The following is a 24,595-nucleotide window of genomic DNA, read 5'->3' on the forward strand; positions in this document are numbered from 1 at the left end:
ACGGGGGGTCAAGTGGAGTGCAATTTTTCAGCCAACGTGAAAGCTCATTACATTTCGGCTACCGCCCAATGCATTAAGCTTTTTTCAAAGTTACTCAGCTGAAGTCGCTCTACTCGGGGGGCCAATGCCCGGAGTTTTCCCAGCAAGTCGTTCAGATGCTCCGACGGTAGGATCAAGTTTTTGATCTGGGTGGAAATTTGAGTGGGAATGCCGTATTCGTCCAGGGCGGTCAGTAGGGGGTCGAGGAACAGGTTTTCAAGCTGCTCAGCAAAAAAGCTGAAGTCACCCGGTTCGACCCCATTTCTAGTCAGCACGTCGGCCTGAATCTTGTTGATGGCCATAATGTCCCGTGGCAAGCGAAAGCAAACCATGTTTCTGATGAACTTCAGACGTAGATTTATGGCCTCGCTGGCCGTGTCATCCACTCGCCGGCTTGCTACCGCGTCCCTAAGGTAAGCGGGTAGGCTTTTCTGTGTGCGGAGCTCATTGATGTGCCAAGCCAGCTGCGAGCTGGAGGATATCCCGTAGTCCATCAGGTTTCCGCCTTCCAGGCTGTATACCAGCTCACACAAGTAGTTGAACTGGTTCGCCTGTTCAGGGATGCCTTTCCATGCAAGCAGGCTACGACTGTGCGGCAAGTCTCGAATAATCGTCTCCGCGACCTCAACTTGCCGATCAATTGGGATGTGCCTATTTTCGATCAGGGTTGCTGGTGACAGCACAGGATTGGCATACGCTTCCTGGAGCCGCCCTCGCGAGACGTCAGTGAGGTACTCGTTCTCCAACTGCATTAGGAGCCCCATTGGAGAACTCTCGTTCTGATGGCCTATGGGGTATTCGACTGTGAGGCCTTGCTCCAGTGGCGGCGCTTCGAGCATGAACACTTTGCCGATGAAGTATTTGTTCATGCGACCAGCACGACCGGAAATGTTCTTGTACGTGAAGTAGTCGAAAGTCGATGTGTTCAGTCGACGGTCATAGATGATCACGTTCTCTGCCGAGGTGTTGACGCCCTCGATCATCGTCGAGGTGCAAATGATCCGCTTGATCACCCCTTCATTGAACAGTTTGACTATGTATTGCTGCAGTGCACGTGGCACCCCACCATGGTGAATCCCGATGCCCAGCGAGATCGCCTTGGCAACGTTCCATTCAGGGTGGTAATGCTTGGAGATCCAAGCGGCTATTTCTTGTGTTTCAACCACCGGGGTCAGCCCAGCTTCCTTGATCAGATACTCGGCAACCCTGTTCGCGCTCGGTGGTGCCTGACAGTAGATCAGGGTAGGTGAGTCCAAGGTCTTGACCAGCTCCAGCAATTTTTCCTTCCGCTCTTCGGAGCGCATACCCAGATTGAAATTCTGGATATCGACTGCAACTGTGCTGTAGTCGGAGGGGATGAAGTGATACTCGTAACCATCCAGGCCTGAGATCTTCTGTATGTGTGGCCCGAGCATGTAGAACTGGGCGCCGGTCTTGGCGAGTTTGTGGAACGCTAAGCTCAGGTCGACGGCTCTGGTACTTTCATCTTTGTCGTTCGCCAGGTCGATTTTGTAAAACTCGTCCAGGACAAAGAACTCCACATCAGCTAGGTCAGGACGCTGTATGACTCGCTCCTGGGTGAGCAGGTAGACGTTGGTTGTGTCGGGCACAGCTTCCTGGCTGGGATGAGTGATCAGGTTGAAGTCTTTAAAACGCTTGACCAAGCGTCGACGGGTTTCGTCGATCAATGCAATGGTTGGAACAATCACAACCACCTTCTTGAATCGTCGTTGCGCCAGTACAGCGTCGATGACGAGGCTCTTTCCTACGCTGGTGGATGCGCTCAGCACTACGTTTCGGCTTTGCATGATCAGGCTGAAAACGTGGGCCTGCAGGTGATGGAAAACCATGCCTTGTTCGACACCTTCAACCCTGTGAGCTTCGTACGCCAGTCGGTCAGACAGGGCCATGTTGCTGAGGTAAGGCGTGATGTAAGGGAAGAGGCCGACGGCCCGCACCATGTTGAGCAGCAGCGACTGTTCGACTGAGTCGAACAGGCTGAATCTGTCGAGTGCTCGGATCACCAGGTCACGGCCCTCCCACTCTGAGTTACTTCTGTTGACGATGGTGTTGATGGCGAGCAGCACATCGATCGTCGATGCGCCCTCGTCACTGAGCTGAGCCAACTTTTTTTTGATCGTTTCGTAATTCATGGCCGCATCGTTCCTTGAGGTCTCCGAGGCAGGTTTGGCCAGCCCTCGGATGCCTTCACCTTCCTATATCTTCAGCTACGTCAACCGAAGGACGGGTATCAGCTCAGTGCCTGTAAGTCTTCCAGCGTTTTGCAGCGCGCATTGAAGGCCTGTGTTAGCTGCGCGATGCTCTCCATAGGCACCAGAAAGACCATTACCTTTACCTGCTCGATGTTCTCCGGCAGTTGAGTGATAAACGTGCTGTAGTGGGCCTGGATCTCTGTCTTGAGGGTGTTTACATAGTCAGCGAGCCAGCCGGAGGAGAGCGCCGCGCTATCGTAGGTCAACAGGATGGGAAAGCAGAGGACGTTCAGCATGTCATCGACTGACGAATTACGATGTAGGGCCTGGTTGAAGGCTTCTGCCTTGGGCTGATGGTGCAGAGGTTCGCGCAGGGAAATAATGATTTCGCGTTCGGCCGACAACACTGTTTCCGAGATTGTGTCGTCAAGGACTTCACAGATCTGTTCCAGCGTCGTACCCATAGCACCCGCTTCAATTAGGCGCGCAAGGCCTAGCCATAGCTGATCGTCCTGCCCAGACTGCTGCACGATGTGAGCGTTACCAAACTCAGAAAGCTTGCCGGCGGATTTGTAGAAGACCTTGCATGCAACTGGCTCACTGTTTTGGCGGCTCCGCAGGATGGCATGGAGAATCAGTTCTGCGATGAGTCTGTCGCGCGGCAGTTCACTGTCGCTAAACGAGCTGATTGAGCGGGCCAGGATCATTTCGGCGTTGTGCGCAAGGATGTTCACGATCTCGCTGGCCTTGAGGGAAAACTCGGGCAGCCATTCGATGAGGTGTTTAGCAAAGCCGTCGTATCGCCATTTTTTCAGGGCATAGCTCACGTTAAAGCCAGAGACGGAGCGCAACAGGCCTTCTTCGGTGCTGGCGTGAAACTCGACCAAGAACGGATCTGGGCGCTTTTTGTAGGGCTTGGACGTGGTCGTTGACTTGTCATCAGCCTCGTCCAATAGCTGCTTCAGATGAGCTAGTGCCGGCTCTCGATGAATTATCTTCTTCGCCGCAGCTGTCTTCACGTTGGCTGTGGCGGCCTTGTCGGCCAGCTCCAGGAACTCGTCGTAGATGGCCTGAAGCTGAGTAAAATTGGGGCGATTTCCTAGATGCTCAGCAAGCTGCGACAGAGCTTTGATATTGACGGCCTCTAACGTCTCGACATCACCGTATACCTGCCAGACAAAATTTTCTGCCCAGTAGGAGAAATTCCGTTTCTGCGGAGACACGAACTTCTTAAATTTGTTGAACAGTGCCGAGCCTCGGACCGTGGTGCTATCGGGTAAAACCCGCTTCTCCAGTGAGGTTTTGAAGCCCTCAAGAATGGTTGCGACGTCGCGCTTGGTCACGATTCTGAAGCGGGCGAGTCCAGGTCGCACGTCGCATTTTAGCGATTTGTGTAGCAGGGAAGAATCGGCCTTGCCGCTGTCCAGCGCGATCACCTCTTGCCAGTTCCATTTCTTGTCATCCTCGGTCGTTTTGACCTGAATATATTCATTTACGGTCTGCCCTGCGCACTGAAATACAGCAACGATATCGTCCGCGGTCTCGCACTCCACTTGAGAGTAGGTGCTATCCCAGAGCATTTTGAAAATGAAGCTGACGGCTACGTGGTCTTGGTACTTGAAGCCTTGCCTTGCCGCAGGCCCACCTTTGTTGGTTGGGCTAGGAATACGCACCATGACATCCCTGTATCGCTGGAAATTTGCTAGAGATCGGACATCCGCTTCAGCTCTGTCAACCAACCAAGAGAGGACGGTGCCTGCTAATACCCTAACGCTACCACTAATGGCGATTGGCCGACCATCAGCAATATTGGCCATAAATAGCTGCTATTGACCGATTGCGGCCTATCAGAGCGAACTGCAACACGCAAGAATGCCCATTCGATTCGAAAAAGTCTCAACCACACATAACTGCAATGACATCACCACCAAAGAGGTTCGTCCCATGTCATTGCAGTGCCCTCGCTGTAACTCACCCAAAATCGCCTCTTTCCATCAGGCCATGAAAATTGCAGCTGCCATCGGTACGGTGGGCGGTGCCGCACGCGGCGTCAGCGCCGCGCTGGCAGGCGGCCAGGCCGGTGCTACCGTTGGCGCTATTGCCGGCCCGTTCGGCGTCACTCTCGGAGCCGTTTCTGGCGCCATCCTCGGTGGGCTTGTGGGCGGCGCTGGCGGCTGTGTATTAGGCGCTCAACTCGGCGACAAGCTTGACCGCCATGTACTCGCCCACAACCTCTGCCTGATCTGTGGGCATCGCTTCAACCTGCCTGCTTAAACCGTCTTCTACCCCAATCTTTTAATACGCCCGGACAGTGCCACGCGATGCGTGGCGCTTTATGCCGGCTTGCACATAAAGGAATTACAACCATGGCTCATCAAATCGAACAAATGGCTTACGTGGGCGCGACTCCATGGCATGGCCTCGGCAATCAGCTGACGCAAAAACAGCCGATTGAAATATGGCAGCGTGAAGCCGGTATGGACTGGCAGATCCAGGAAAGCCCGGTGCACTTCAAAGCCGACGCTATCGGCCATCTGGGATCAATTCACTCATTCCCGGAACAAAAGGTGCTGTACCGCTCCGACACCAAAGCACCGCTGTCAGTGGTTTCCAACCGATATCAAATTGTCCAGCCGCGCGAGGTGATGGAGTTCTATCGAGACCTGACCGAGGTGTCCGGCTATGAGTTGGAAACCGCGGGCGTGCTCAAGGGCGGTCGTAAGTTCTGGGCGCTAGCGCGAACTGGTCAAAACACCGCATTGAAGGGCAACGATCAGGTTAATGGCTATTTGTTGCTTGCGACTTCTTGCGACGGAACGCTAGCCACTACCGCCACGCCGACCACCGTTCGCGTGGTCTGCAACAACACCTTGACCATCGCCCTAGATGGCACCTCACGCGCCATCAAGGTACCTCACAGCACCCGTTTCGACCCACAAGTCGTCAAAAAGCAGCTGGGTGTTGCTGTCTCGCAATGGGACGAGTTCATGTATCGCATGCGCGTGCTGGCCGAACGTAAAGTCCAGTGGCATGAAGCTATGGGGTTCTTCATGAACGTGCTGTGTGACGTAACGCCCAATAGCAAATTACCTGAAGTCCTGCCCAACGAACGCGCCCTGCGCAAGGTACAAAACCTGTACGAGGGAAGCGGCCGTGGTGCAACGTTTGAGTCGGCGCAAGGTACCGCCTGGGGTCTGCTCAACGCCGTGACCGAGTACGTCGACCATGAGCGCAGGGCACGCAGCAACGAGTACCGCATGGACTCCGCCTGGTTCGGCCAGGGGGCGCAAATAAAGCAACGTGCGTTGGATGCCGCCCTGCAACTCGCTGCCTGAAATGCCTCCCTCCCCTCAACCATAACGCCCGTTCAGCACCGAGCTCAACGGGCGTTTTTGTGTCCGCAAGGTAACCCCTATGAAAGCGATTCCTCTAAATGAAAATACCTACAAGAACCGTCCGGCCCTTCGTCTGATCGGCACTAAGGAACTACCCCGTGAAGATTGGCTCGCCGTGCGTAAACAAGGCATCGGCAGCTCAGACGCAGGCGCAGCGGTTGGCCTCAATCCCTACAAATCGCAGTTGGAGTTGTGGCTAGAAAAGACTGGCCGGGATGCCACGTTACCGAAAATAGATCCTCAGGATGAGGAAAGCCCAGCCTACTGGGGCAATGTTCTGGAGCCGATCGTGGCCTGGCATTATAGCCAGCGCAGCGGCAATCGGGTTCGCCGGATCAATGCGGTACTGCAGCATCCGGATCCAAAACTGCCCTGGATGCTGGCCAATATCGACCGCGAGGTTATCGGCGCAGACGATGTACAAATCCTCGAATGCAAGACTGCCGGCATAAATGGAGCACGCCTCTGGAAAGAGGGCGTGCCCGAGTATGTGCAGTTGCAAGTCATGCACCAGCTCGCCGTCACCGGCAAGCAGGCGGCTGATGTGGCGGTCCTACTCGGTGGTCAGCACCTGGAGATCCATCGCATCGAACGCGACGAGTCACTGATTGCTCGGCTGATCGACCTGGAGAGGATGTTCTGGGATTACGTCGTCAGTGATACCCCGCCGCCGGCCGACGGCTCTGACTCGGCGGAGCAGGCATTGCGGTGTCTGTATCCACAGGACAGTGGGCAAAGCCTGGACTTTAGCCAGGACACTCTGCTCTGTACGACCTTTACCGAACTGCAGAGCGTACGCGAGTCGATTGCTCTGCAGCAGAAGCAAGAAGCTCAGCTCAAGCAAACGTTGCAACAGGCCATGGGCGATGCCAGTCGGGCGGCCTTCGCAACCGGCTGTATCACCTGGAAGAAAGCCAATGACAGCATGGCCCTGGACATCCCACGTCTGCTGAAAGAAAAACCCTATCTACAAGTGCGTTACTCGACCACCAAAACCGGCAGTCGGCGTTTTCTGCTGGCCTGAACGCTCGTTCGCTCTTCCCTGATTCCCATGCCCTTTCTCTCCAATGCCACCCTGGCCGTTTGCGCGGTCTCGGTGGCGTTTTTATTTCAGATACAGGAGAACTCCCATGCTCAAAGGTTTAGCCATCACACCCCCGATTTTGGGCCGAATTTCCATCGGCAAGGTCGTCGAAAAGAACGGCAAGCGTCTGCCGGAAAAAGATGATCAGTTCACCATTACTTCGCAGGTTCAGAGCCGCGACGGCTGGCTGCTGCATCCACTCAATGAGGAGCTGCGCAACGGCCAGGACGGCAAACTACGCAGCGTTCCGATCCGTTTGCTGTTCAACGAGCCAGACCTCAACTTTCGGGCTGACTATAGCCTGTTCGACCGTAATACCGGCCGGCTGCTATGCGTCGGCAACGGTGAGACTTGCAAGCGTTTGACCAAGGACGGCGTCCAGTCGTTGCCCTGTCCTTCACCGGATGGCTGTTCACTGGCTCAAGGCAATGCCTGCAAGCCTTACGGCCGACTGAACGTAGTGATTGGCGAGGACGATCCGCTGGGCAGTTTTGTCTTTCGCACCACGGGTTACAACAGCATCCGCACCCTGACAGCACGCCTGCATTACCTGAAAGCCATCTCCGGTAATCGACTGGCTTGCATGCCGCTGGAGTTGCGTCTGCGCGGTAAGTCCACCCGGCAAAGCCATGGCACGCCGATCTTCTACGTAGACATCACAGTGCGCAGTGGACTGGGCCTCGAAGAGGCCTTACTGGAAGCCAAGCAATTGGAGGAAACCCGGCAAGCCGCGGGCTTTGATCAAACAGCCTTAGATCACGCGGCACGGCAGGGCTTTAGCAACGGAGCCTTTGAAGACAGCGAGGAAGACACCGGGGCCATCGTCGAAGAGTTCTTCCCCACCATTGAAAAACAGCCTGTCCCTATAGAGCTCCAAGCCCAACGGACATCGCACGCCAAACCCTCACTCGCCCAAAAGCTGGAGTCGCAAGTCACGCGGCGCAACGGCAAGCCCACCATCCAGTAACCGAGTCTCTCAACCCCCCTCCGTTCTCACGCATTTTTACAGGAATACCCGCATGAAATATCACAAGCTCACAGCCGGTGAAACGACCGGGACCTATGTCATGGAATCACCCGTCACCGAAGCTGACATCCTGCAGATGGCGCAACAACTGGCGATGAGTCGTCTGTCTAAAGGACGAGCCTTGACTGAGCCCAAGCAAGTCTTCAGCCACCTGCAAACACTCCTGCAATACCATGAGTACGAAGTCTTTGCTTTGCTGCTCCTCGACTCCAAGCATCGAGTGATTGGTTTCAGAGAGCTATTCAGAGGCACACTGGATGGTGCCCAAGTGTACCCACGAGAAGTAGTCAAGATAGCTTTGGAGCACAATGCTGCAGCAGTGATCTTGGTACATAACCACCCATCTGGCGACCCAGAGCCCAGCCAAGCCGATCGCACTATAACTACTGCTCTCAAAACCGCCCTTGACCTGGTTGGTACTCGGATATTGGATCACGTGATCGTGGGCTATGAAGGCTGCGTATCGCTGGCAGAGCGAGGGTATGTGTAGACGCACTTTGTCCTTGGCGTTGCTTGTAAATGGCAGGCGCTTCGCTAACCGAACCCACATAGCCCCAACTCAAGGAGATCCCCGTGGCGCTGATACGCTTCCTAATTGCACTTCTCACGTTCATCGGCGTGCTGGCAAGTGCTTCGGCATTAGTTCTGGCAGTAGTTATGATGCTGCGCTGTCCACCTTTGCTGGTCGCTGTACTACTGGCCTGTTGGGTGCTAAGCCGGGTGCTCAAGAAAATCAACAAACCGATTCACAGTTGTTCGCAAAGTAAGAAAAACCACTGACAAAACCCACAAAAAACATTGAGATGAAGGAAAGTCTGGTGTTATCCCACAAGGATTATGAGTGCACAGTTAACCGCAAGAAAGTGGCAAAAGCAGATCTTAACAAATACATTCCAGCAATCTACTAGTTGGAAGTACTAAATGCCGGCGGATATTGCGAGCATCCGATTTGCCATGACAAAAATGACAAGCCGGTTGGCATTCACTAGAAAATAAAGGCACAGCATACCTCCGTGTCTTTATTTTTTTCGCTTTAATTGGCGAACATAGTACGCATCTGAAACATTTACTACCTATCAACTAGCTCCAGAAGCTCAATCTGATACCGATAACGTGCAGCAAGATGTTCCAGCAAGATTGAACCTATGGACATACCGAGCAAGAACGCGCCAGCACCCAACAGTACGGTATTACCTAAGTTATCTACCCGAAAGCCTGCTTCCAGCGTTCGGGAAATCCACTCAAAGCCACCAAACTCATCAGCAAATGAATACGCGGTTGCCAAAAGCCCTATGGCGGCGGTCTTCTCTCCAAAAAAACGCCCTGTTCGTGCACTGATACGCCTTACTTTGCGCTCCAACCAAAAACGAGCGTCTTTCAAGGCTGCAGAGTCGTAATTAGCCAGACGATCAGCCAACGATTGCTCATGTCGAATATCTTCACATAATCCATCAAAAGCCAGTTTTTTCCATCGAAAGGCCATCAGAAACGAAGCCACCATCGGTGCAATTAATGCCGATATGGCCAGCAGCATTGATATCGCACTCATCAGCAACACAAATATTCTGGCATATGTTGAGGGTGGTCTCGTGTCATAGAAAAGAACGAAGCATCCATTAATAAGAAGAAAAAGCAGAGAAAATCCTAAACACCAGTTGGCGATAACTTGTGCCTTCGCTTCCAAGCCGGTGCGCCGCACTTTGCGCGGCTCACAGCGACTTAGCTCTTCCAGTACCTGGATCGTTCTATCGATTGAAGGGGGCATTTACTCTCCATGATTACTATTTAGCGTCCTTAAAATCCTACACCGCGAGTGCTCGTCTAAATAACCCGATTTTAATCGGCTCGCCCCATCTAAGAGAGAAGCGAGCATTTAATGACACAAATGGAACTTAGATATCCAGCGGTGGCAAAGCATTTACAATTTTCATGGTTTCCAAGCTAACCGTCACCATACGCAGGAACAGCTCCAATGGGTATTTAGGATTGTTCATGGTCTCAATTGCCCAGTCGTTGGCGTCGTTGGTGATACCGCTGTCTTTGTGGGTGCTGACGCATTGGCGCTCGACCACCCAATCCAGCGCGGGCTTGCCGTTGACCATGTACTCGTAGGCGTCTAGCGGGATGCCAGTGATGGTGATCTTGGCGTTGTAGTGCAAAGTGGTGAGGTCTTTGTCCTTGCCCTTTTTGCCGTACTTCATCTTGGTTACGCGGTAGTCACTGTCGCTGCTGGCGCTGCTTTGCAGGTTGGCGGGATACATGGGCACGGTTTCATAACCCAAGTGCATATCAGCCAGGGCACGGCCTGCCTTGGAGTAGGCCCAGAAATCAGCAGCGGCTTTTACCGTTGGTATGCGTGGCAACTCTTTGCTGAGGTTGTCGGCGTACTTGTCGCGGTACTCCGGCGAATGCAATAGGCCGTAGACGTAATAAAACAAGTCTTCCTTGCTGATGATTTCGCCAGGATAGGCGGCGCTGAAGTGCGTCAGACCTTCGTCGGTGATGCCATCGCGGCGAGTGCTTGCACTGGACTGCGGTGGGGCATCAAACAAACCGGGCATTGCTGCGCCAGTTTTGGCTTGGTCTTCAGGACTGTCATAAAGGTAGAGAGGGAAGCATTGAGAGCCATCAATGTCCACCATATGTAGGCTGGGTATTGCATCTGCGATAAGGGCGCTGAACGCGACTTTGTCTCCCTTTGCTGAAACACATATCACCCGATTCCCAGCCCCGGCATCAGGAAAGATACGCGGCATCTGCAATACCATTTCGTTAAGTTGGCGGTTGAAATAGAGCCACTGCTTGGTAAATGGACGGTAAAGGCTCGGTGTAAGGCATACAGGCTCAAAAACTAAACGCCGGTCTTTAGCAAACTCCTGCTTGAGTGCTCGAGTCCAACTGATTTGAGTTGGATCAAAGTTAATAAAGTTATCTACCTTAATCTCGCGGGTTTTCTTATCCAGGCCGGAATGGCTAACGGAAAATCGCTCTAATTCGGAATTGTAGAAAGCAATCATCCGCCTAATGTTGAACGTTACGCCGACCTTGCTGCCGTTATAACACCAGGCATCGCGATTGGTGGCGACCCCGAGAGAGAAGTTCTCAAATAATTTGGCTGCATCACTTTTCTTGTCCCCCAGCACAATAAATTCGTCAAAGCTGTTATCGCGCTGGTTAACCCAGTCGCCATGCTCGTCAGGAGTAATGGACTGCCAGCCATTGTCGGCAGTGATGCCTGCAATGCTAGCGAAGGCGCTGACTTTCTTTAGCTTCTCGGATTGGCTTAGGTAGTCGCCAATATCATGCCAATAAATTCGCCCGTGCTGCTGGGCGGCAGGGTTCTTAACAAGCAACGAAATGGCAATCGGGGCGCGGCTTCCACTTCCAAAAACCTTGCCTCCTTCCCTGCGAGAAATTTCGCCAGAAGTCCGCTGGTCTCCGCGCAAATGAAACACATACACGCTGCTGAATTCTTCCACCAAACACCTACGCAAACCGTCGGCAGAGTTTGAGTCGGTAAAGCCTGCATTGGTCACAAAGCCAATCACCCCACTGTCGCCGATACGATCAGATGCCCAGCGAATAGCGCGGATATAGCTGTCGTATAGCCCCTTGCTTAGTGATGCGATAGATTTTGCTGCATAAGTGTCAGTAATGCGGTTATCTAGAAGTGGATACGCCACATTGGCATTGTTGTCGTTAGCGCTGGTTTGGCCTGCGGAATAAGGTGGGTTGCCAATGATTACCCGAATATCCAGCGCTTTCTGGCGGGTACGGCGGGCGCTGTTATCCACCAGCAGCTCACTGACTAGGTCGTCTTTTTCGTAGAGCTGGAAGGTGTCGGTTAAGCAGATACCTTCAAAGGGCTGGTACTCGCCACCGACAATGCTGTGGTAGACGGCCTCGATATTGATGGCGGCAATGTAATAGGCCAGCAGCACAATTTCGTTGGCGTGGATTTGGCCTTGGTATTTACTCTGCAACTGCTCTTTGCTGATCAGCCCGCTTTGCAGCAGGCGGGTGATGAAGGTTCCGGTGCCGGTGAAAGGGTCGATGATATGCACGCCATCGCTGCCCAGGGTTTGGCCGAACTCGCTTTGAAGGATGTCGTTGACGCTGTGAATGATGAAATCCACCACTTCCACAGGGGTGTAGACAATGCCTAGGCGCTCGGTCATGCGCGGGAAGGCGTTACGGAAAAACTTGTCGTACAGCTCGACAATGATTTTCTGTTTTCCTTCGGCATTGTCGATGCCGTCGGCGCGCATTTTTACGCTGTCGTAAAAGCGCTGGAGGGTGTCGGCTTCTTTGTCCAGGTGGTGCTCTTGAAGCACGTCCAGGACGTTTTGCATCGCGCAAGACATGGGGTTATTGCTGGCGAAGCTGTACCCCTCAAACAGCGCGTCAAACACTGGTTTGGTAATTAGGTGCTGGGCCAACATCTCGATTACTTCGCCGTCGCTGATGCTGTCGTTCAAGTCGTCGCGCAGCTCGCCGGCAAAGCTAAAAAAGGCTTCGCGCTCACGGGCGTTGGCTTCATCCTCAATGATGCTGGTGATGCGCGTGATGTGCGTGCGGGCAATTTTAGCGATGTCCTTGGCCCAATCTTCCCAGTGGCTGCGGTTGCCGCACTTCTGCACCACCTTGGCATAGATAGCGCGCTCAATTTCACCAATCTCAAACTCTAGGCCGAACTGTTCAGGCGCAGGGCCGTGATCATATTTACCGCTCTTTTCGCCGATGCCATAAGTGTCCTTCCCATTGTCTTTGCCGGTGTTGCTGCGGTCGGTTTTCTTGTTGAGCTTCTCGGTAACGGCGATGATTTCCATCTTGGCCGGGTCGCTGCCGATCAGATCGAGTTTGTTGACCATGGCGTCGAAGCGGTCATCGTGTGAGCGCAAGGCTTGCAGCACTTGCCAGACGACCTTGTAGGTTTTGTTGTCGTTCAGCGCTTCATCGGGTGCCATGCCGGAAGGGATGACGACGGGCAAAATCACATAGCCACGCTTCTTGCCTTCGGCCTTGCGCATAACGCGACCAACCGATTGCACCACGTCTACCTGTGAATTGCGCGGAGTGAGGAACAGCACGGCGTCCAAGGCAGGCACGTCCACACCTTCAGATAGGCAGCGCACGTTGCTGAGGATGCGACAAGTATTGTCGGGCACCTCGGCCTTAAGCCAGTCGAGTTCGGCCTCTTTCTGGCTGGCAGTCATGCCGCCGTCTACATGGGAAGCTTCGCAGATGAGCGTGGCGGCAGTGTCGGTGCTTTCCGGGTTGCTGGCTTTGTACGCTTCGACTACTTGATCAAACATGCTGGCAATGTTTTTGGAGCTGACCTTGTGCGTCTTGGCGAACTTTTGGTACTCGATCACCTGGCAGAAGGCCACGGCGCGGCGCATGGGGTCGCCATCGTCTACGAGGTCTTCGCGGGTGTCTTGTTTGCTCAGGGCCTTCCAGCAGCCGATGATTTTAGCGGCGTCTTCCAGTTTGATTTGATTGTCATCATCGGCCAGCAATTTTTGCAGACGGCTGCTGATGTGCTTTTCATCCATAGCCAAAACCAACACTTTGTAATCAACCAGCAGCTCGGCCTTTACCGCCTCGCTGAAGGTGATAACGAACAGCTCTTTGCCGTACCACTCCTCCTGATTCATTCCATATAGCTTGGCGTTTTCTTGCTCAGCCTTAGCTTCCGCCATGTCGCTGTAAATTCTCGGCGTGGCGGTCATGTAGAGGCGTTTGGCGGCGCGGATATAGTCGGCATTGTGGACTTTAACGAAGGCGCTTTCGTCATCGTCGCCAAAGGTAGCGCCCGTGGTGCGGTGTGCTTCGTCGCAGATGATTAGATCAAAGTTGGCCAGGCCATGCTGGTGCTGGGCGTCGCTGATCACCCCAATTGAGTGGTAAGTGCTGAACACCACGCTCATGTGTTGATCGTCGTGACGCTTGAGCATCTCTGCTGCCAGTCGCCCCGGCTGAGTGGTGGCCGGGTAACGCAACTCATGGGCAAAGGTTTGCACGATGTCATCGTCTTTCTTGCGCTTCTTACCTACGTCGCTGTCAGAACACACGGCAAAGCTGTGGAGTAGGGTTTCGCTCTCTTGCGTCCACTCGGTCAGGGTTTGCGACAGTAATGACAGACTAGGTACCAGAAATAGTACACGCTTGCCAGCGCCAGCTAACTGCTCTGCGATCTTGAGGCTGGTAAAGGTTTTACCGGTGCCGCACGCCATGATCAGCTTGCCCCGGTCAGCGCCTTGCAAACCGCTGGCAACAGATAACAGAGCGCGCTTTTGATGGTCGCGCAGAGACTTCTTTGCCTTGAGAACAGCTACCTGATTGGGCTTGTACTTAGCCCAATCGATCTGACTGTCCTCCAACGCTTGCAGATCAATCTTGTTGATCGTCTGGTGACGATTTAACAAGGCATTGTCCGCATGCTCAGACCAGTTATTAGTGGTTGTAACGATGATGCTGTGAGTGAACGGTTTTTGACCCGATGCTGTGAAAAAGCTATCTATATCGCCCTTCTGCACACGATAGTTCTCTGCGTACAGCTTGCACTGGATAGCATGAAACTCTTTGGTCCCCCGGGTTCTAGCAACCAGATCGATGCCAGTGTCACGGCCGTCCACCCCTTGCTCCTTTGCCCAATCTGAGTATGTCCAGACCTGCTCGTACAAATCACGAAATTGGGCTTCGTTGCGCAGGTATGTGCAGATCAGCTCTTCGAAGTAGGTACCTTTCTCACGTTCAGTGACAGAAGCATTGCGGTAGCTATCGAGCAGGCTGGCCAGGGCGGACATGAAAATTCCTTTTGACTACGGCAGGCGCGTTATGTACGCCAAATTTCGGCAGTTTACCAAGCAAGATGGTGGCAGGTAAGTAAATGACAGCTCAGCGGTGCAGCAGATCGCGGGAGCGAACCTGGATGAACTGCAGCCTTGGCTCTATCGATGCCTACCTTGCTGTTTGGCTGCACCAATTCGGAGGCATCGAGCCCCCAAGGGTTTCAACCGGAGCTGCTGAGCGTCCTTGACCAAGTAACTCATCGCGTAGTGGATATGTGCGCGAATCTTCTGGTCATTCCGAAGGATCATGCCTATACCCAGCCTGTCCTCGTCCTCCTCGTCTCGGTACATTTCCTTGTCGTGGTTACAGCTGTGAAAGTAGCCCTGCCCCCAAGTAATGCGCTCCCACAACTCACCAATCTGCTGGGCCTTGTAGACGTCAGCACATACCTCATTACCGTTGAAGAAGAAAGCCGCATGGATGTGGTAGCCGCGATCCTCCCCCTGCTCCACTGCGCAGATATAGCCAATGAGGTGGTCAAATATCGGGTTACGCTCACGCTCAGCAAGCAACCGGTCGAGATCATCGAATACTTGCTCGACTCGCAACCTGACCTGGATCTGTTGGAAGTAATACAGGTTGACCCGAATGATCAGAGTCCGCGAGTAGCGAGCAAGCATCGCGTCTGAGTAGTCGCAGACACGCACCGCATTGACCCTGGCTTGCTGACGTCGGTCTCCCTTCGGACGGCGGTACCATTGCTTACGTGTTAGCTGACGGATGCGCTCGACCAGTACGTTCATGCTGCGGTGATGGTCCAGATAGGCTGTAGCGCTCTCGTTCAAGCACACAGGCCCGGTAGGACTCCGCTCCAGCCCAATGTCCTGACAGGCGTCCCAGAACGCTTGCAGGTGCTCACTGTATTGGTATGCGCAGCGATCATCGAACAGGTCCATCATTTGCCGGATGTGCTTGAAGTACCTGGAATGCCAGGTCGTTTCAATCTGCTGGCTCCTTGAGCGTGCGCCTGGCAGCCGGAATGCTGGAGTGTCGTGCCGCTCGATGGACTTGACGAGTCTCTCAATCTGGATGGCGATATCGGATTGGGGGAGACTGGTGTAGGGGGTGCTATGGCTCATGGTTGAGTACCTGGTTGGTTGTTCACATACCAGATACCGACTGTGCAATTTATAACCGGTGACCTGCTCCCTTGATAGCCAGCAATGACTGGACCATAGGGAAATTACTCATGGGTCGTTGATGGGTGTCTCATGGCTATTTCACTGGTAGTTAATGTCTACATAGGAGCTATGGAGCTATGGAGCTATATAAATAGATGCAGCTCCGACTCAAGTGAACGCTCCCGACCAGGCAGGGCAATGAGGATCAACATTACCAAGCGTGCCGGGGAGTTTGCCAATTCGTCTTCTGTGGGAGTTAGCTGAGAGCTGATGGCCAGCAGTCGGCATAAACACCGTGACCAACAGCAAGCTGGTCACGGTGTTTATGCTTGATGGTAAGACTTACTCGCCATGGTTTGCTGGGTCACGCGAGCGCCGCCAGATCACGTTCCTCGATCCTGGCTAGGATCCAGTCGGTCACTTCGCTTTCTACCCAACCGACGCAGCGATCGCCTAACGAGACCGGCTTCGGAAACAAGTTTTCCGCTATGTATTTGTAGATCGTGGACCGACCCAGGCCAGTGCACTGAATGACTTCTTTCAATCGAATGATCCTCATGAACGAGCTCCTGTATTACGTTCAGAGGATTGGCAAGGTCGGTAAAAAATGAACTCCACCCAATCGCTTACCCTTTAGGGCGTTTCAGCAACCCGCAGTCATAGCGACCCTCCAACGACATGCACGCTTCACGGGATAAACTCAATACTTCCGGAATCTGACTTCCATTTTCTTTAATCAGACGACTGCCTCGCCAGCCACCCACGGAACGAGGTAAGGCCAGCAGCGACAGGTGAAAGTAGCCCTCGGGCAGCGGCAGGATGGTGAAATCCATATCACAAAAAGGAATCCCGGATGCTTGAGCAAATCGCGTTTTAAACTGATCGGCCATTTCAAAGGCCAGGCTATAGAAATAATCCACCACAGCATCCCGCAGACTTTTGTGGTTCATCCCCTCGTCAGAGGTCGACAATTCTTGCGGAAACCGAAAGTCTCGATCAATCCAGTTATTCAAGTAGGTGACGTCAATGCGCTTGCCGCGTTTTCCAAGATCCGCCCAATGATGGGAGAGCAGATAGGAGGCGTACGCATTCAGTTTTAACTGCAGCACTTGAAACACTGCGAGATGCCGCCAGCTCTTGAAAAATGTGGCCACCTGCAGAGGTGTTGCTCTCGCGTAGCGCGCTGGCTGTTCCTCAGCAGCCCGTGCATTCTCAATAAAAATATTCATATGGAGTTCATGGTGATCTTCCAAATGAAAAGCGTGATGCACCAACACGGCGTGCACGTCACCTAACGGCGTGAGCACTGGGTGGTTCAGGTTCAAAAAGTAGGTGCTCTTGATCTTCGCAGGAAAGATCGAGCTAGATACACCGCCCACATAGCTGCGAAGAAAGCCCAGGCTAGTTAAGCGTTGAAGTCTGTGTTTCAGGCTTGCATCATCAAGCCCAGTTAGCCGCCGTAGCTGAGAGTTACCCACATCACGCACCACACCGAAGGCATCCGCACGACTCAGCAGAGTGATTAGCAAGAGCCGACTGGGAATGCTAAGCCGGCCTCTGCTCTGAAACCTCGACGCTCCACCGCTCCCAGGGACAGGCTGAATCTGTTTCACGGCACCCGACGGGTTATCAGGTAGCCGGGCCTGAATATCCGGGTTGCTTATCAGGTGCCCTATCATCGACTCACACTTTACGCGCGGTTCATTCACGCACCGCAGCTTGTCTGCAAACGCAGCGTGGATAACAAACCGACTTTTCGGTCGACCTCTACCCTCGACCACCGCCAAGCTTTCAAGCCAGCCCCTACAAACAAGATCAGCCGTTGCTCTCGACACTAATTGATCTGGCACCCCGAGCATCTTGGCCAGTTCTTTAACCGTGCGCGACACAACAGCAGTACACCCGAAGTGCCGAACAAAAGCCGCCAGAAAGAACTTCACTTCTGGCTTGACGTCATCAAGCTCCATTGCCAGCACACGCAGATACACGGCCAATCCACCCTAGTCGGTAAACAGTATTAATTTATCTCGATAAATATACCCTGTTTTCTTAGCAGCTATAGATTCTATCTGAATGAATAACGTAACGCATAACGCTACGCATAACGAATTGAACCGTATAGCTTATTAAGCTATAACGTCACCTCGGTTGATGAAGTGGTGAAACGCGATGCGTCAGAGAACTCCAGGCCTGGATTGGCTGAACGTAAACGACAGAGAACAACGACGGTGGGCACTGAGCTACCTCAGAACCAAAGGAATCACCAACAGCGCTGTGACTACACATGAGCTCATTCTGGAGCTGGGTTTGGAGTTAGAGCGGTCAGCCGATGGCCGTAGGATCCTCGACTTGATGAAAAGCGCTTGGCGTCAAAAGCGGGGCCGAGCTCCCATCAACGGAAGGCAAGCCTGCACCTTCACACTCCAGCTTTCGACCAAAAGATCGTTAGCCAGATTAGCCAAAGCCAACGAGATGCCCGCCACTTCCCTGCTTGAGATTCTGATCGAGAACGCAGCGAGCGAAGCAAAAGACCAAAAAGAGTGGATGAAGCAGCAAAAGACACGCGCTGATGATTTAAAGAAAGAACTAGAGGAAGGGAAAATCCGGCAAGCCAAAACTGAGACCCATCTAGGACGATGCCTTACCCTTCTGACTGACTGGGATGCAGCAATGAAAGGTTGGGGCTCAAGCGATATTAATGAGCTCACGATCGAGGCAAAGAGCCTGCCGCCGATAGAATTGATCAAGCAAGAGATCAATCATGCCCTTGAAGCAATCCAATCATCCGCGGGTCACAGACGCAGGAACCTGAAGCAGCATTCAACACCTAACGCCATGCCTCCAATCAGGGAGACTGACTTAGTAAGATTTCACAAACGCCCATGTGATGCCGCGCAGGCCGCTGATATATCCGTAAACCCTGGCCCATCAAATGATCAACATGCCGCCGAAAAACCAAAATACACCATGCAAAAGCGTAAGGGACTTCCAGAGCAGACCCTAAATTCGCTACGAAAAATCGGTGTTGTTCCTGAACAGCATGAACTCAATACTCAACATGCTGATACTGATGTTAACAATTGAGTGTTCGAGGTGCGGGCGAGACATAGATCTTGTACACGGGCCGTCAACAATGAGAACAGGCATTATTTAGCATGGGTATTCCAAATGGTATTCCAAGTAAAAAATTAAACAGAATTTTTCATTTAATATCAAAAGCTTACAGCTATGGTTCAGATTACCCCGGCCCACGGACGTCTTTTTTTGTGCCTGAAATTCAGTGAAATCAAGAATCTCAGCGCCATTGGCTTGCGTGGAAGAGTTTTGAGTTCCGCTCGTTTTGGTATTCCAGGCTCCCTGGTGCAAATTTTTGGAATACCAAAACGGTGTCGAAGGTAGCTCTGGTGCCTGCTCAAACCCATCGCCTACAACCGTGCTGACTACTATTGAACGTCGGCGTCCGATGATGATTGGGTGGGGTGACCCTATCCAAGCTGGCGGGACAGACAAGTCAGCGGGATCTTGCGCCATTCGACTTTCATAAAAGCGTAACAATATTGTTGCAGAGTTCGGGAGCCCGTTATCACAAGAGTTCCTTCGATGAAAAGTTTGATGAAGTCTGCTGCTCTCGCCATTACGGTTTCTCTTTGTGCCACCTCAGCGTCTTTCGCTGCGGAAAGCGTTCGCCTGACAGGTTCTGGCGCCAGTTTCCCGGCCCCCATTTACCTTACCTGGTTCAAGGACTTCAGCAAAAAAACCGCTGGCGTCACTGTGGATTACCAGTCGAAGGGCAGCGGTGCGGGGGTACAGGACTTCCTGAACAAAACCGTTGATTTCGCCGCCAGTGATTCGGCCATGAAAGACGAAGACATTGCCAAGGTCGCCGAGGGCGCACAGTTGCTGCCGATGACTGCGGGTGAAATCGTGTTGGCTTATAACCTGCCGGGCAGTCCTAAAGGGCTCAAACTGCCACGCGACGTTTACTCCAATATCTTCCTGGGCAAGATCACTCGCTGGAACGATCCGCAGCTCGTCGCCGCCAACCCCGAGCTGAAACTGCCCGATATGCCGATCACGGTTGTCGTGCGTGCAGACTCCAGCGGTACTACCGCGGTGTTCACCAAGCACATAGCTGCAATCAATCCAGAGTTCAACAAGGTGTTAGGTGAAGGCAACACCGTCAACTGGCCGGCCAGCGACAAATTCATCAAATCGCCCAAGAACGATGGTGTGACCGCCACCGTACGCCAGACCCCGGGAGCGATCGGTTACATCGAATACGGCTTTGCCAAGCTGGCCAAGGTTGACTTTGCCCAGTTGCAGAACAAGGCCGGTCATTACGTTGTGCCGAACGCAGAGAGCGGTGCCGAGGCTCTGGCGGCGGTGAAAATGCCGGAGAGCCTGGTGGCCTGGCTGCCTGATCCAGACGGTGCAAAGTCCTACCCGATCACTTCCTACACCTGGATGATCTTCCGTAAGCAAAACGAGAACCCGGCCAAGGCCAAAGCCATGCGTGAAATGGTCGAGTACAGCCTGACCGAGGGTCAGAAAATCGCCGACTCGATGGGTTATATCCCTCTGCCGCAATCGGTCGTCGATCAGGTCCGCAAAGCTTCTGCCAACATCCAGTAACGCTCGCGAGGCCTCTCTCGGTGTGTGCTGTCAGCCATGCCGGGAGAGTTTTCCCCCTGTTCCGGAATTAGCCAATGAACAAACCTTTTGTCGTACCGGTTAACCCGGATTCTGCCTGCCAACCACCCTCTGCGAAGGATTTCCTGGTTGATCGCACCTTCCGGGCGCTTGCGCGAATAGGGGTGATTCTGGTTCTGGCGTTGGTATTTGCCCTCGTATTCGAGGTGGGGCGCAAGGCGCTTCCAGGCATGGAAAAGCACGGTTTTGACGTGCTGTTAGGCAGCGTCTGGGATGTCAACCAGGGCAAGTACGGCATTTTGCCTGCCATCTGGGGTACGCTTTACAGCGCCCTGATCGCGTTGTTGATCGCAGGCTTTTTCGGCGTCAGCATGGCGATTTTTCTGACCCAGGATTTCCTGCCCGCGAAGCTGGCAGCGGTGTTTCGCACCATCGTCGAATTACTCGCGGCCATCCCCAGCGTCGTTTATGGCTTGTGGGGGATCTACGTGGTGATCCCGGCGATTCGGCCGCTGACGGCATGGTTGAACACTGAACTCGGCTGGATTCCGTTTTTCGGCACGTCCTTGAGCGGGCCGGGGCTGCTCCCGGCAGCCTTGGTGCTGGCTATCATGATTCTGCCGACCATTGCCGCCGTGTCGCAGGATGCGCTCACCGGCGTTCCGATGAAAACCAAGCAGGCCGCCTACGGCATGGGGACCACCCATTGGGAAGCGATTCTCAAGGTGATGGTGCCATCCGCGGCCACCGGTATCTTCGGTTCCTTGGTCCTGGGCCTTGGCCGTGCGCTGGGTGAAACCATGGCCCTGGCCATGCTGGTCGGCAACGCGAATAACATCTCCCTTTCGCTGTTTGCACCAGCCAACACGCTGGCGGCCCTGTTGGCGCTGAATTTCCCCGAAGCCGGGCCGAACGAGATCGAGGTGTTGATGTATGCCGCACTGGTGCTGATGTTTATCACGCTGATCGTGAACATCTTCGGCTCCATGATCATGATGTATGCCCAACGGGGTAATAAGTGATGACCGATCTCACTGCTGCAACGGACTTGACGTCTCCAGCAGGCGCGATGCCCAGCCTGCAGCGCAAGTTTGAAGGCCGTGCCCTGCGCAGCCTGGTGTTGACCACGCTGGTCTGGGGTGGCGCTCTACTGGCCAGCGTGCCGCTGATTTCCGTGCTCTACATGCTGATCACGCGCGGAGGGGCACGCCTGAGCCTGGAGGTATTCACCGAACTGCCGCCTACGGGGTTCGAGACGGGCGGCGGCTTCGGCAACGCGATGGCAGGCACCTTTGTCATGGTCGGTATCGCGGCGGCAATCGCGGTTCCGGTCGGCATCATGGCGGCCATCTTCCTGGCTGAACTTGGGCCGGACAGCAAATTGGCAAACGCCTCGCGCTTTGCCGCCAAGATGCTCACGGGTCTGCCTTCCATTCTGGCCGGGGTTTTTGCCTACGCCCTGGTGGTGATGACTACCGGTACCTACTCGGCACCGGCGGGTGGCGTGGCACTGGCGGTACTGATGCTGCCCATCGTCGTGCTGACGGCTGAAGAGTCGATGAGGATGGTGCCCAAGATCATGAAGGACGCCGCCTACGGCATGGGCTGCACCCGCTCGCAGGTGATCTGGAAAATCGTATTGCCTACCGGCATGCCGGCAATCCTGACGGGCGTCATGCTGGCCGTGGCACGCGCCGCGGGCGAAACCGCGCCGTTGTTGTTTACCGCGTTGTTCAGCAACTACTGGATCTACCACGAAGGCAGCCTGGATGTCATGAACCCGACGGCGTCGCTTGCCGTGTTGATCTACAACTTCTCCGGCATGCCCTTCGACAACCAGCTCGAGCTCGCATGGGCGGCCTCGCTGGTATTGGTGATGATCGTGCTGGTCGTGAATATTGTCAGCCGTATTTTCGGCAAGCCCAAGTATTGAGAACGGGAGCATCTGAATTTTGAACGTATCAATTGCGCAAAGAGCCGCTCCGTTTGTCACCCAAGCACCTGTGGTCATGGACTGCAAACTGGACAAGATTTTCTACGGCAACTTCATGGCGGTCCGTGATAGCCATGTGCCGATCGAAAAAAACAAGATCACCGGCTTCATCGGGCCTTCCGGCTGCGGCAAGAGCACCGTGCTGCGCAGCCTCAACCGGATGAACGACCTCGTCAAAGGGTTTCGCTTTGAGGGCCATGTGCATTTCCTCGGGCAGGACGTCTATGGCAAGGGCGTTGATCCAGTGGTCGTGCGCCGCTATATCGGTATGGTGTTTCAACAGCCGAACCCGTTCTCGATGAGCATCTTCGACAACGTCGCATTCGGCCTGCGCCTCAATCGCTACAAGGGCGATCTGGGCGACCGCGTAAAGCACGCCCTGCAAGGCGCCGCGCTGTGGGATGAAGTCAAGGACAAGCTCAAGGTCAGCGGCCTGTCCCTTTCCGGTGGCCAGCAACAACGGCTATGTATCGCCCGCGCCATCGCGACCGAACCGGAAGTGCTGCTGCTGGATGAGCCTTGTTCGGCACTCGACCCGATCGCCACCCGCCGGGTCGAGGAATTGATGGTCGAGTTGAAGAAGGATTACACCATCGCCTTGGTGACCCATAATATGCAGCAGGCCATCCGTGTTGCTGATACGACGGCCTTTTTCTCGGTGGATATTTCCCAGGGCACGCGCACCGGCTATCTGGTTGAGATGGGCCCAACCACCCAGATTTTCGACAACCCGCGCGAACAAATGACCGGGGATTACATCAGCGGCAAGTTCAGCTAAGCAACAGACGTCCGCTCAAGACCGCATGCCGCCAAAGGGCTTTGGCGGCATGCGGTCGTTTTACCTTCTTATCTACCGTTTTTCAGGAATGCCAATGTCTGCAACGCATCGTCTTGATTTACCAGCGATTGAACGCGCACTACGTGAGGTGCAGAGCCGCTTTGCCGAGCTCAGCCAGCACTTTACCGAGCCGCGTGATCCCTTGACTGACGAAGTGCTGCACAATGTGCTTGAAGGCTATGCGCTGATTGACGACTATGTCGCACGTGGCGTCGACCTGTTTGACCTTCAGCAACTGAACCTGATGCTGGAGATCAATGCCACCGTTCTCTGCGGCCGAGAGCCGGCGCGCCGACTGGAATACGCTCAGCACCTGGCTGCGACCGAGGAACACTTCTTCAACAACGTTGAGGGTGGGATAAAGGACTTGTTCAATTGGTACTGCGCGTATCGCAGCGAATCAGTCTGGAAGCGTGCGGCCGGTGTCTATGTACGAATCCTCAGCAAGCCGCAATTGTTCATTGAAGGCAATAACCGCAGCGGGTCGCTCATCGTCAGCTATTTGCTCATGCGCGCAGGTTTGCCGCCGTTCGTGCTGACGCTGGAAAACGCCGAGGGCTACTTCAATCCGTCATCGGTCATACGCGGCTCCGCCAAACATGGTGTCAAGGCATTGTACGAATTGCCCAAGATCAAGAAAAAATATGCAGCCTTCTTGGAAGAACAGACGCCTGATCCAATGAAGTTTTTTCTCAAAGACAAGCCCGTGCCCGTCTATCAAGGGGGCCATTGATGAGCTGGCGCCCAACGTTCGTTAAATGCCGAACCTCCGTCAGCCGGCTAGGGAAAGCCATCCAGTGCGGCATCCCGATGCACCTGCTCAGGCGCCAGCGCATACGTATTTCGTTTGATATCGATGACACGCTGGCCTGCCAGTTCCACCACTGCGCCGTCGAGCAAAGCCGGCTACCGGCCTGTGTTCATCGTTGGCTGGGCGAGCCATTGCGTATCGGAACGCGCTCCCTGACCCGGGAATTACGCCGCCAGGGATGCAGCATCTGGGTCTACACGTCGTCCGGTCGGACACCGTCTTACATCAGGCGCTGGCTATTACTGTACGGTATTCGCGTTGACGGTGTGGTCAACAGTGTTCGGCATAACCGTGCCCTGACGGTACATGGACTTTCAAACTCCCCCTCGAAATTTCCGCCAGCATTCGATATCGACTTGCATGTCGATGATTCCGAGGGCGTGCAGATTGAAGGCTATGATCACGGTTTTCGCGTCGTCGTAGTACGTCCGGATGATAAGAACTGGGCACAGAGAGTCTTGGATGCAGCAGTTGAAGTCCAGGCACTGCTAGCTCGGCAGCAACCGCTCAGACACAAGAAGCCAGGGCAACAACGCTCCGAAGTGCTTTCCTCCTGAATGTCGATACGT

At 54.0% G+C, this 24,595-nt stretch carries 20 protein-coding genes; 13 read left to right on the forward strand and 7 right to left on the reverse strand.

Annotation, left to right across the window (positions count from 1 at the left end):
- Positions 1-47 precede the first annotated feature (47 nt).
- Positions 48-2,192: a DEAD/DEAH box helicase gene (locus ACA047_RS25480; RefSeq protein WP_497354100.1), complete on the reverse strand. Its 2,145-nt coding sequence runs from the start codon at positions 2,190-2,192 to the stop codon at positions 48-50.
- A gap of 98 nt (positions 2,193-2,290) precedes the next feature.
- A complete protein-coding gene (locus ACA047_RS25485; RefSeq protein ID WP_497354102.1) occupies positions 2,291-4,069 on the reverse strand; it encodes a HamA C-terminal domain-containing protein in 1,779 nt (592 codons plus the stop codon).
- Positions 4,070-4,196: 127 nt separating this feature from the next.
- Between ACA047_RS25485 and ACA047_RS25490 the strand changes: the two genes are divergently transcribed.
- The 6 genes from ACA047_RS25490 to ACA047_RS25515 all read left to right on the forward strand — a co-directional run bounded on the left by ACA047_RS25490 (position 4,197) and on the right by ACA047_RS25515 (position 8,538).
- Positions 4,197-4,526, forward strand: a complete 330-nt coding sequence (locus tag ACA047_RS25490; protein WP_497354104.1) for a hypothetical protein — start codon at positions 4,197-4,199, stop codon at positions 4,524-4,526.
- A 92-nt stretch (positions 4,527-4,618) separates the two neighbouring features.
- Positions 4,619-5,587: a DUF932 domain-containing protein gene (locus ACA047_RS25495; RefSeq protein WP_497354106.1), complete on the forward strand. Its 969-nt coding sequence runs from the start codon at positions 4,619-4,621 to the stop codon at positions 5,585-5,587.
- Positions 5,588-5,666: 79 nt separating this feature from the next.
- Positions 5,667-6,671, forward strand: a complete 1,005-nt coding sequence (locus tag ACA047_RS25500; protein WP_497354108.1) for a YqaJ viral recombinase family nuclease — start codon at positions 5,667-5,669, stop codon at positions 6,669-6,671.
- Between the two features lie 106 nt (positions 6,672-6,777).
- Complete coding sequence (locus tag ACA047_RS25505) at positions 6,778-7,698, forward strand: recombination directionality factor (protein WP_497354110.1); 921 nt, start codon at positions 6,778-6,780, stop codon at positions 7,696-7,698.
- A gap of 52 nt (positions 7,699-7,750) precedes the next feature.
- Positions 7,751-8,248, forward strand: a complete 498-nt coding sequence (gene radC, locus ACA047_RS25510) for a RadC family protein (protein WP_497354112.1) — start codon at positions 7,751-7,753, stop codon at positions 8,246-8,248.
- Positions 8,249-8,331: 83 nt separating this feature from the next.
- Positions 8,332-8,538: a hypothetical protein gene (locus ACA047_RS25515; protein WP_497354114.1), complete on the forward strand. Its 207-nt coding sequence runs from the start codon at positions 8,332-8,334 to the stop codon at positions 8,536-8,538.
- Between the two features lie 289 nt (positions 8,539-8,827).
- Here the strand turns inward: ACA047_RS25515 and ACA047_RS25520 are convergent, their stop codons facing one another.
- The 5 genes from ACA047_RS25520 to ACA047_RS25540 form a co-directional block, all read right to left on the reverse strand.
- Positions 8,828-9,523 (reverse strand): YuaM family protein, encoded by a 696-nt coding sequence (locus ACA047_RS25520; protein ID WP_497354116.1) that lies wholly within the window; start codon positions 9,521-9,523, stop codon positions 8,828-8,830.
- Positions 9,524-9,650: 127 nt separating this feature from the next.
- Positions 9,651-14,567 (reverse strand): DEAD/DEAH box helicase, encoded by a 4,917-nt coding sequence (locus tag ACA047_RS25525; RefSeq protein WP_497354118.1) that lies wholly within the window; start codon positions 14,565-14,567, stop codon positions 9,651-9,653.
- A 144-nt stretch (positions 14,568-14,711) separates the two neighbouring features.
- Complete coding sequence (locus ACA047_RS25530; RefSeq protein WP_497354120.1) at positions 14,712-15,692, reverse strand: YagK/YfjJ domain-containing protein; 981 nt, start codon at positions 15,690-15,692, stop codon at positions 14,712-14,714.
- 406 nt (positions 15,693-16,098) lie between these two features.
- Positions 16,099-16,293 carry a helix-turn-helix transcriptional regulator gene (locus ACA047_RS25535; protein ID WP_497354122.1) on the reverse strand — a complete coding sequence of 65 codons (195 nt, stop codon included), beginning with the start codon at positions 16,291-16,293 and terminating at the stop codon, positions 16,099-16,101.
- Between the two features lie 67 nt (positions 16,294-16,360).
- Complete coding sequence (locus tag ACA047_RS25540) at positions 16,361-17,722, reverse strand: MarR family transcriptional regulator (protein WP_497354124.1); 1,362 nt, start codon at positions 17,720-17,722, stop codon at positions 16,361-16,363.
- Between the two features lie 181 nt (positions 17,723-17,903).
- Here ACA047_RS25540 and ACA047_RS25545 point away from each other — a divergent pair, with 181 nt between their 5' ends.
- From ACA047_RS25545 to ACA047_RS25575, 7 genes are all read left to right on the forward strand, one after another.
- The gene (locus ACA047_RS25545; protein WP_497354126.1) at positions 17,904-18,818 is read left to right on the forward strand and encodes a hypothetical protein; all 915 of its coding nucleotides are present in this window, start codon (positions 17,904-17,906) and stop codon (positions 18,816-18,818) included.
- A gap of 516 nt (positions 18,819-19,334) precedes the next feature.
- Positions 19,335-20,366 (forward strand): phosphate ABC transporter substrate-binding protein PstS, encoded by a 1,032-nt coding sequence (gene pstS / locus ACA047_RS25550; RefSeq protein ID WP_497354128.1) that lies wholly within the window; start codon positions 19,335-19,337, stop codon positions 20,364-20,366.
- 74 nt (positions 20,367-20,440) lie between these two features.
- Complete coding sequence (gene pstC / locus ACA047_RS25555; RefSeq protein WP_497354130.1) at positions 20,441-21,406, forward strand: phosphate ABC transporter permease subunit PstC; 966 nt, start codon at positions 20,441-20,443, stop codon at positions 21,404-21,406.
- Positions 21,406-22,317: a phosphate ABC transporter permease PstA gene (pstA, locus tag ACA047_RS25560; protein WP_497354132.1), complete on the forward strand. Its 912-nt coding sequence runs from the start codon at positions 21,406-21,408 to the stop codon at positions 22,315-22,317. The genes pstC and pstA overlap by 1 nt, the downstream gene beginning before the upstream one ends.
- Before the next feature lie 76 nt (positions 22,318-22,393).
- The gene (gene pstB / locus ACA047_RS25565) at positions 22,394-23,155 is read left to right on the forward strand and encodes a phosphate ABC transporter ATP-binding protein PstB (protein WP_010562760.1); all 762 of its coding nucleotides are present in this window, start codon (positions 22,394-22,396) and stop codon (positions 23,153-23,155) included.
- A 94-nt stretch (positions 23,156-23,249) separates the two neighbouring features.
- On the forward strand, positions 23,250-23,948 hold the full coding sequence (locus ACA047_RS25570) for a hypothetical protein (RefSeq protein WP_497354134.1): 699 nt from the start codon (positions 23,250-23,252) through the stop codon (positions 23,946-23,948).
- Positions 23,948-24,583, forward strand: a complete 636-nt coding sequence (locus ACA047_RS25575; RefSeq protein ID WP_497354135.1) for a hypothetical protein — start codon at positions 23,948-23,950, stop codon at positions 24,581-24,583. The genes ACA047_RS25570 and ACA047_RS25575 overlap by 1 nt, the downstream gene beginning before the upstream one ends.
- Positions 24,584-24,595: the final 12 nt, after the last annotated feature.

Source organism: Pseudomonas sp. LBUM1664 (assembly GCF_059695895.1).

Bases quoted from the DNA above. Each gene is read 5' to 3' on its own strand.
- ACA047_RS25545 (WP_497354126.1), top strand. From the start codon at position 17,904: ATGCGTCAGAGAACTCCAGGCCTGGATTGGCTGAACGTAAACGACAGA.
- ACA047_RS25495 (WP_497354106.1), top strand. From the start codon at position 4,619: ATGGCTCATCAAATCGAACAAATGGCTTACGTGGGCGCGACTCCATGG.
- ACA047_RS25575 (WP_497354135.1), top strand. From the start codon at position 23,948: ATGAGCTGGCGCCCAACGTTCGTTAAATGCCGAACCTCCGTCAGCCGG.
- ACA047_RS25530 (WP_497354120.1), bottom strand. From the start codon at position 15,692: ATGAGCCATAGCACCCCCTACACCAGTCTCCCCCAATCCGATATCGCC.
- pstA (WP_497354132.1), top strand. From the start codon at position 21,406: ATGACCGATCTCACTGCTGCAACGGACTTGACGTCTCCAGCAGGCGCG.
- ACA047_RS25570 (WP_497354134.1), top strand. From the start codon at position 23,250: ATGTCTGCAACGCATCGTCTTGATTTACCAGCGATTGAACGCGCACTA.
- pstB (WP_010562760.1), top strand. From the start codon at position 22,394: ATGGACTGCAAACTGGACAAGATTTTCTACGGCAACTTCATGGCGGTC.
- ACA047_RS25500 (WP_497354108.1), top strand. From the start codon at position 5,667: ATGAAAGCGATTCCTCTAAATGAAAATACCTACAAGAACCGTCCGGCC.
- ACA047_RS25520 (WP_497354116.1), bottom strand. From the start codon at position 9,523: ATGCCCCCTTCAATCGATAGAACGATCCAGGTACTGGAAGAGCTAAGT.
- ACA047_RS25485 (WP_497354102.1), bottom strand. From the start codon at position 4,069: ATGGCCAATATTGCTGATGGTCGGCCAATCGCCATTAGTGGTAGCGTT.
- ACA047_RS25525 (WP_497354118.1), bottom strand. From the start codon at position 14,567: ATGTCCGCCCTGGCCAGCCTGCTCGATAGCTACCGCAATGCTTCTGTC.
- ACA047_RS25480 (WP_497354100.1), bottom strand. From the start codon at position 2,192: ATGAATTACGAAACGATCAAAAAAAAGTTGGCTCAGCTCAGTGACGAG.
- ACA047_RS25490 (WP_497354104.1), top strand. From the start codon at position 4,197: ATGTCATTGCAGTGCCCTCGCTGTAACTCACCCAAAATCGCCTCTTTC.
- ACA047_RS25535 (WP_497354122.1), bottom strand. From the start codon at position 16,293: ATGAGGATCATTCGATTGAAAGAAGTCATTCAGTGCACTGGCCTGGGT.
- radC (WP_497354112.1), top strand. From the start codon at position 7,751: ATGAAATATCACAAGCTCACAGCCGGTGAAACGACCGGGACCTATGTC.
- pstS (WP_497354128.1), top strand. From the start codon at position 19,335: ATGAAAAGTTTGATGAAGTCTGCTGCTCTCGCCATTACGGTTTCTCTT.
- ACA047_RS25505 (WP_497354110.1), top strand. From the start codon at position 6,778: ATGCTCAAAGGTTTAGCCATCACACCCCCGATTTTGGGCCGAATTTCC.
- pstC (WP_497354130.1), top strand. From the start codon at position 20,441: ATGAACAAACCTTTTGTCGTACCGGTTAACCCGGATTCTGCCTGCCAA.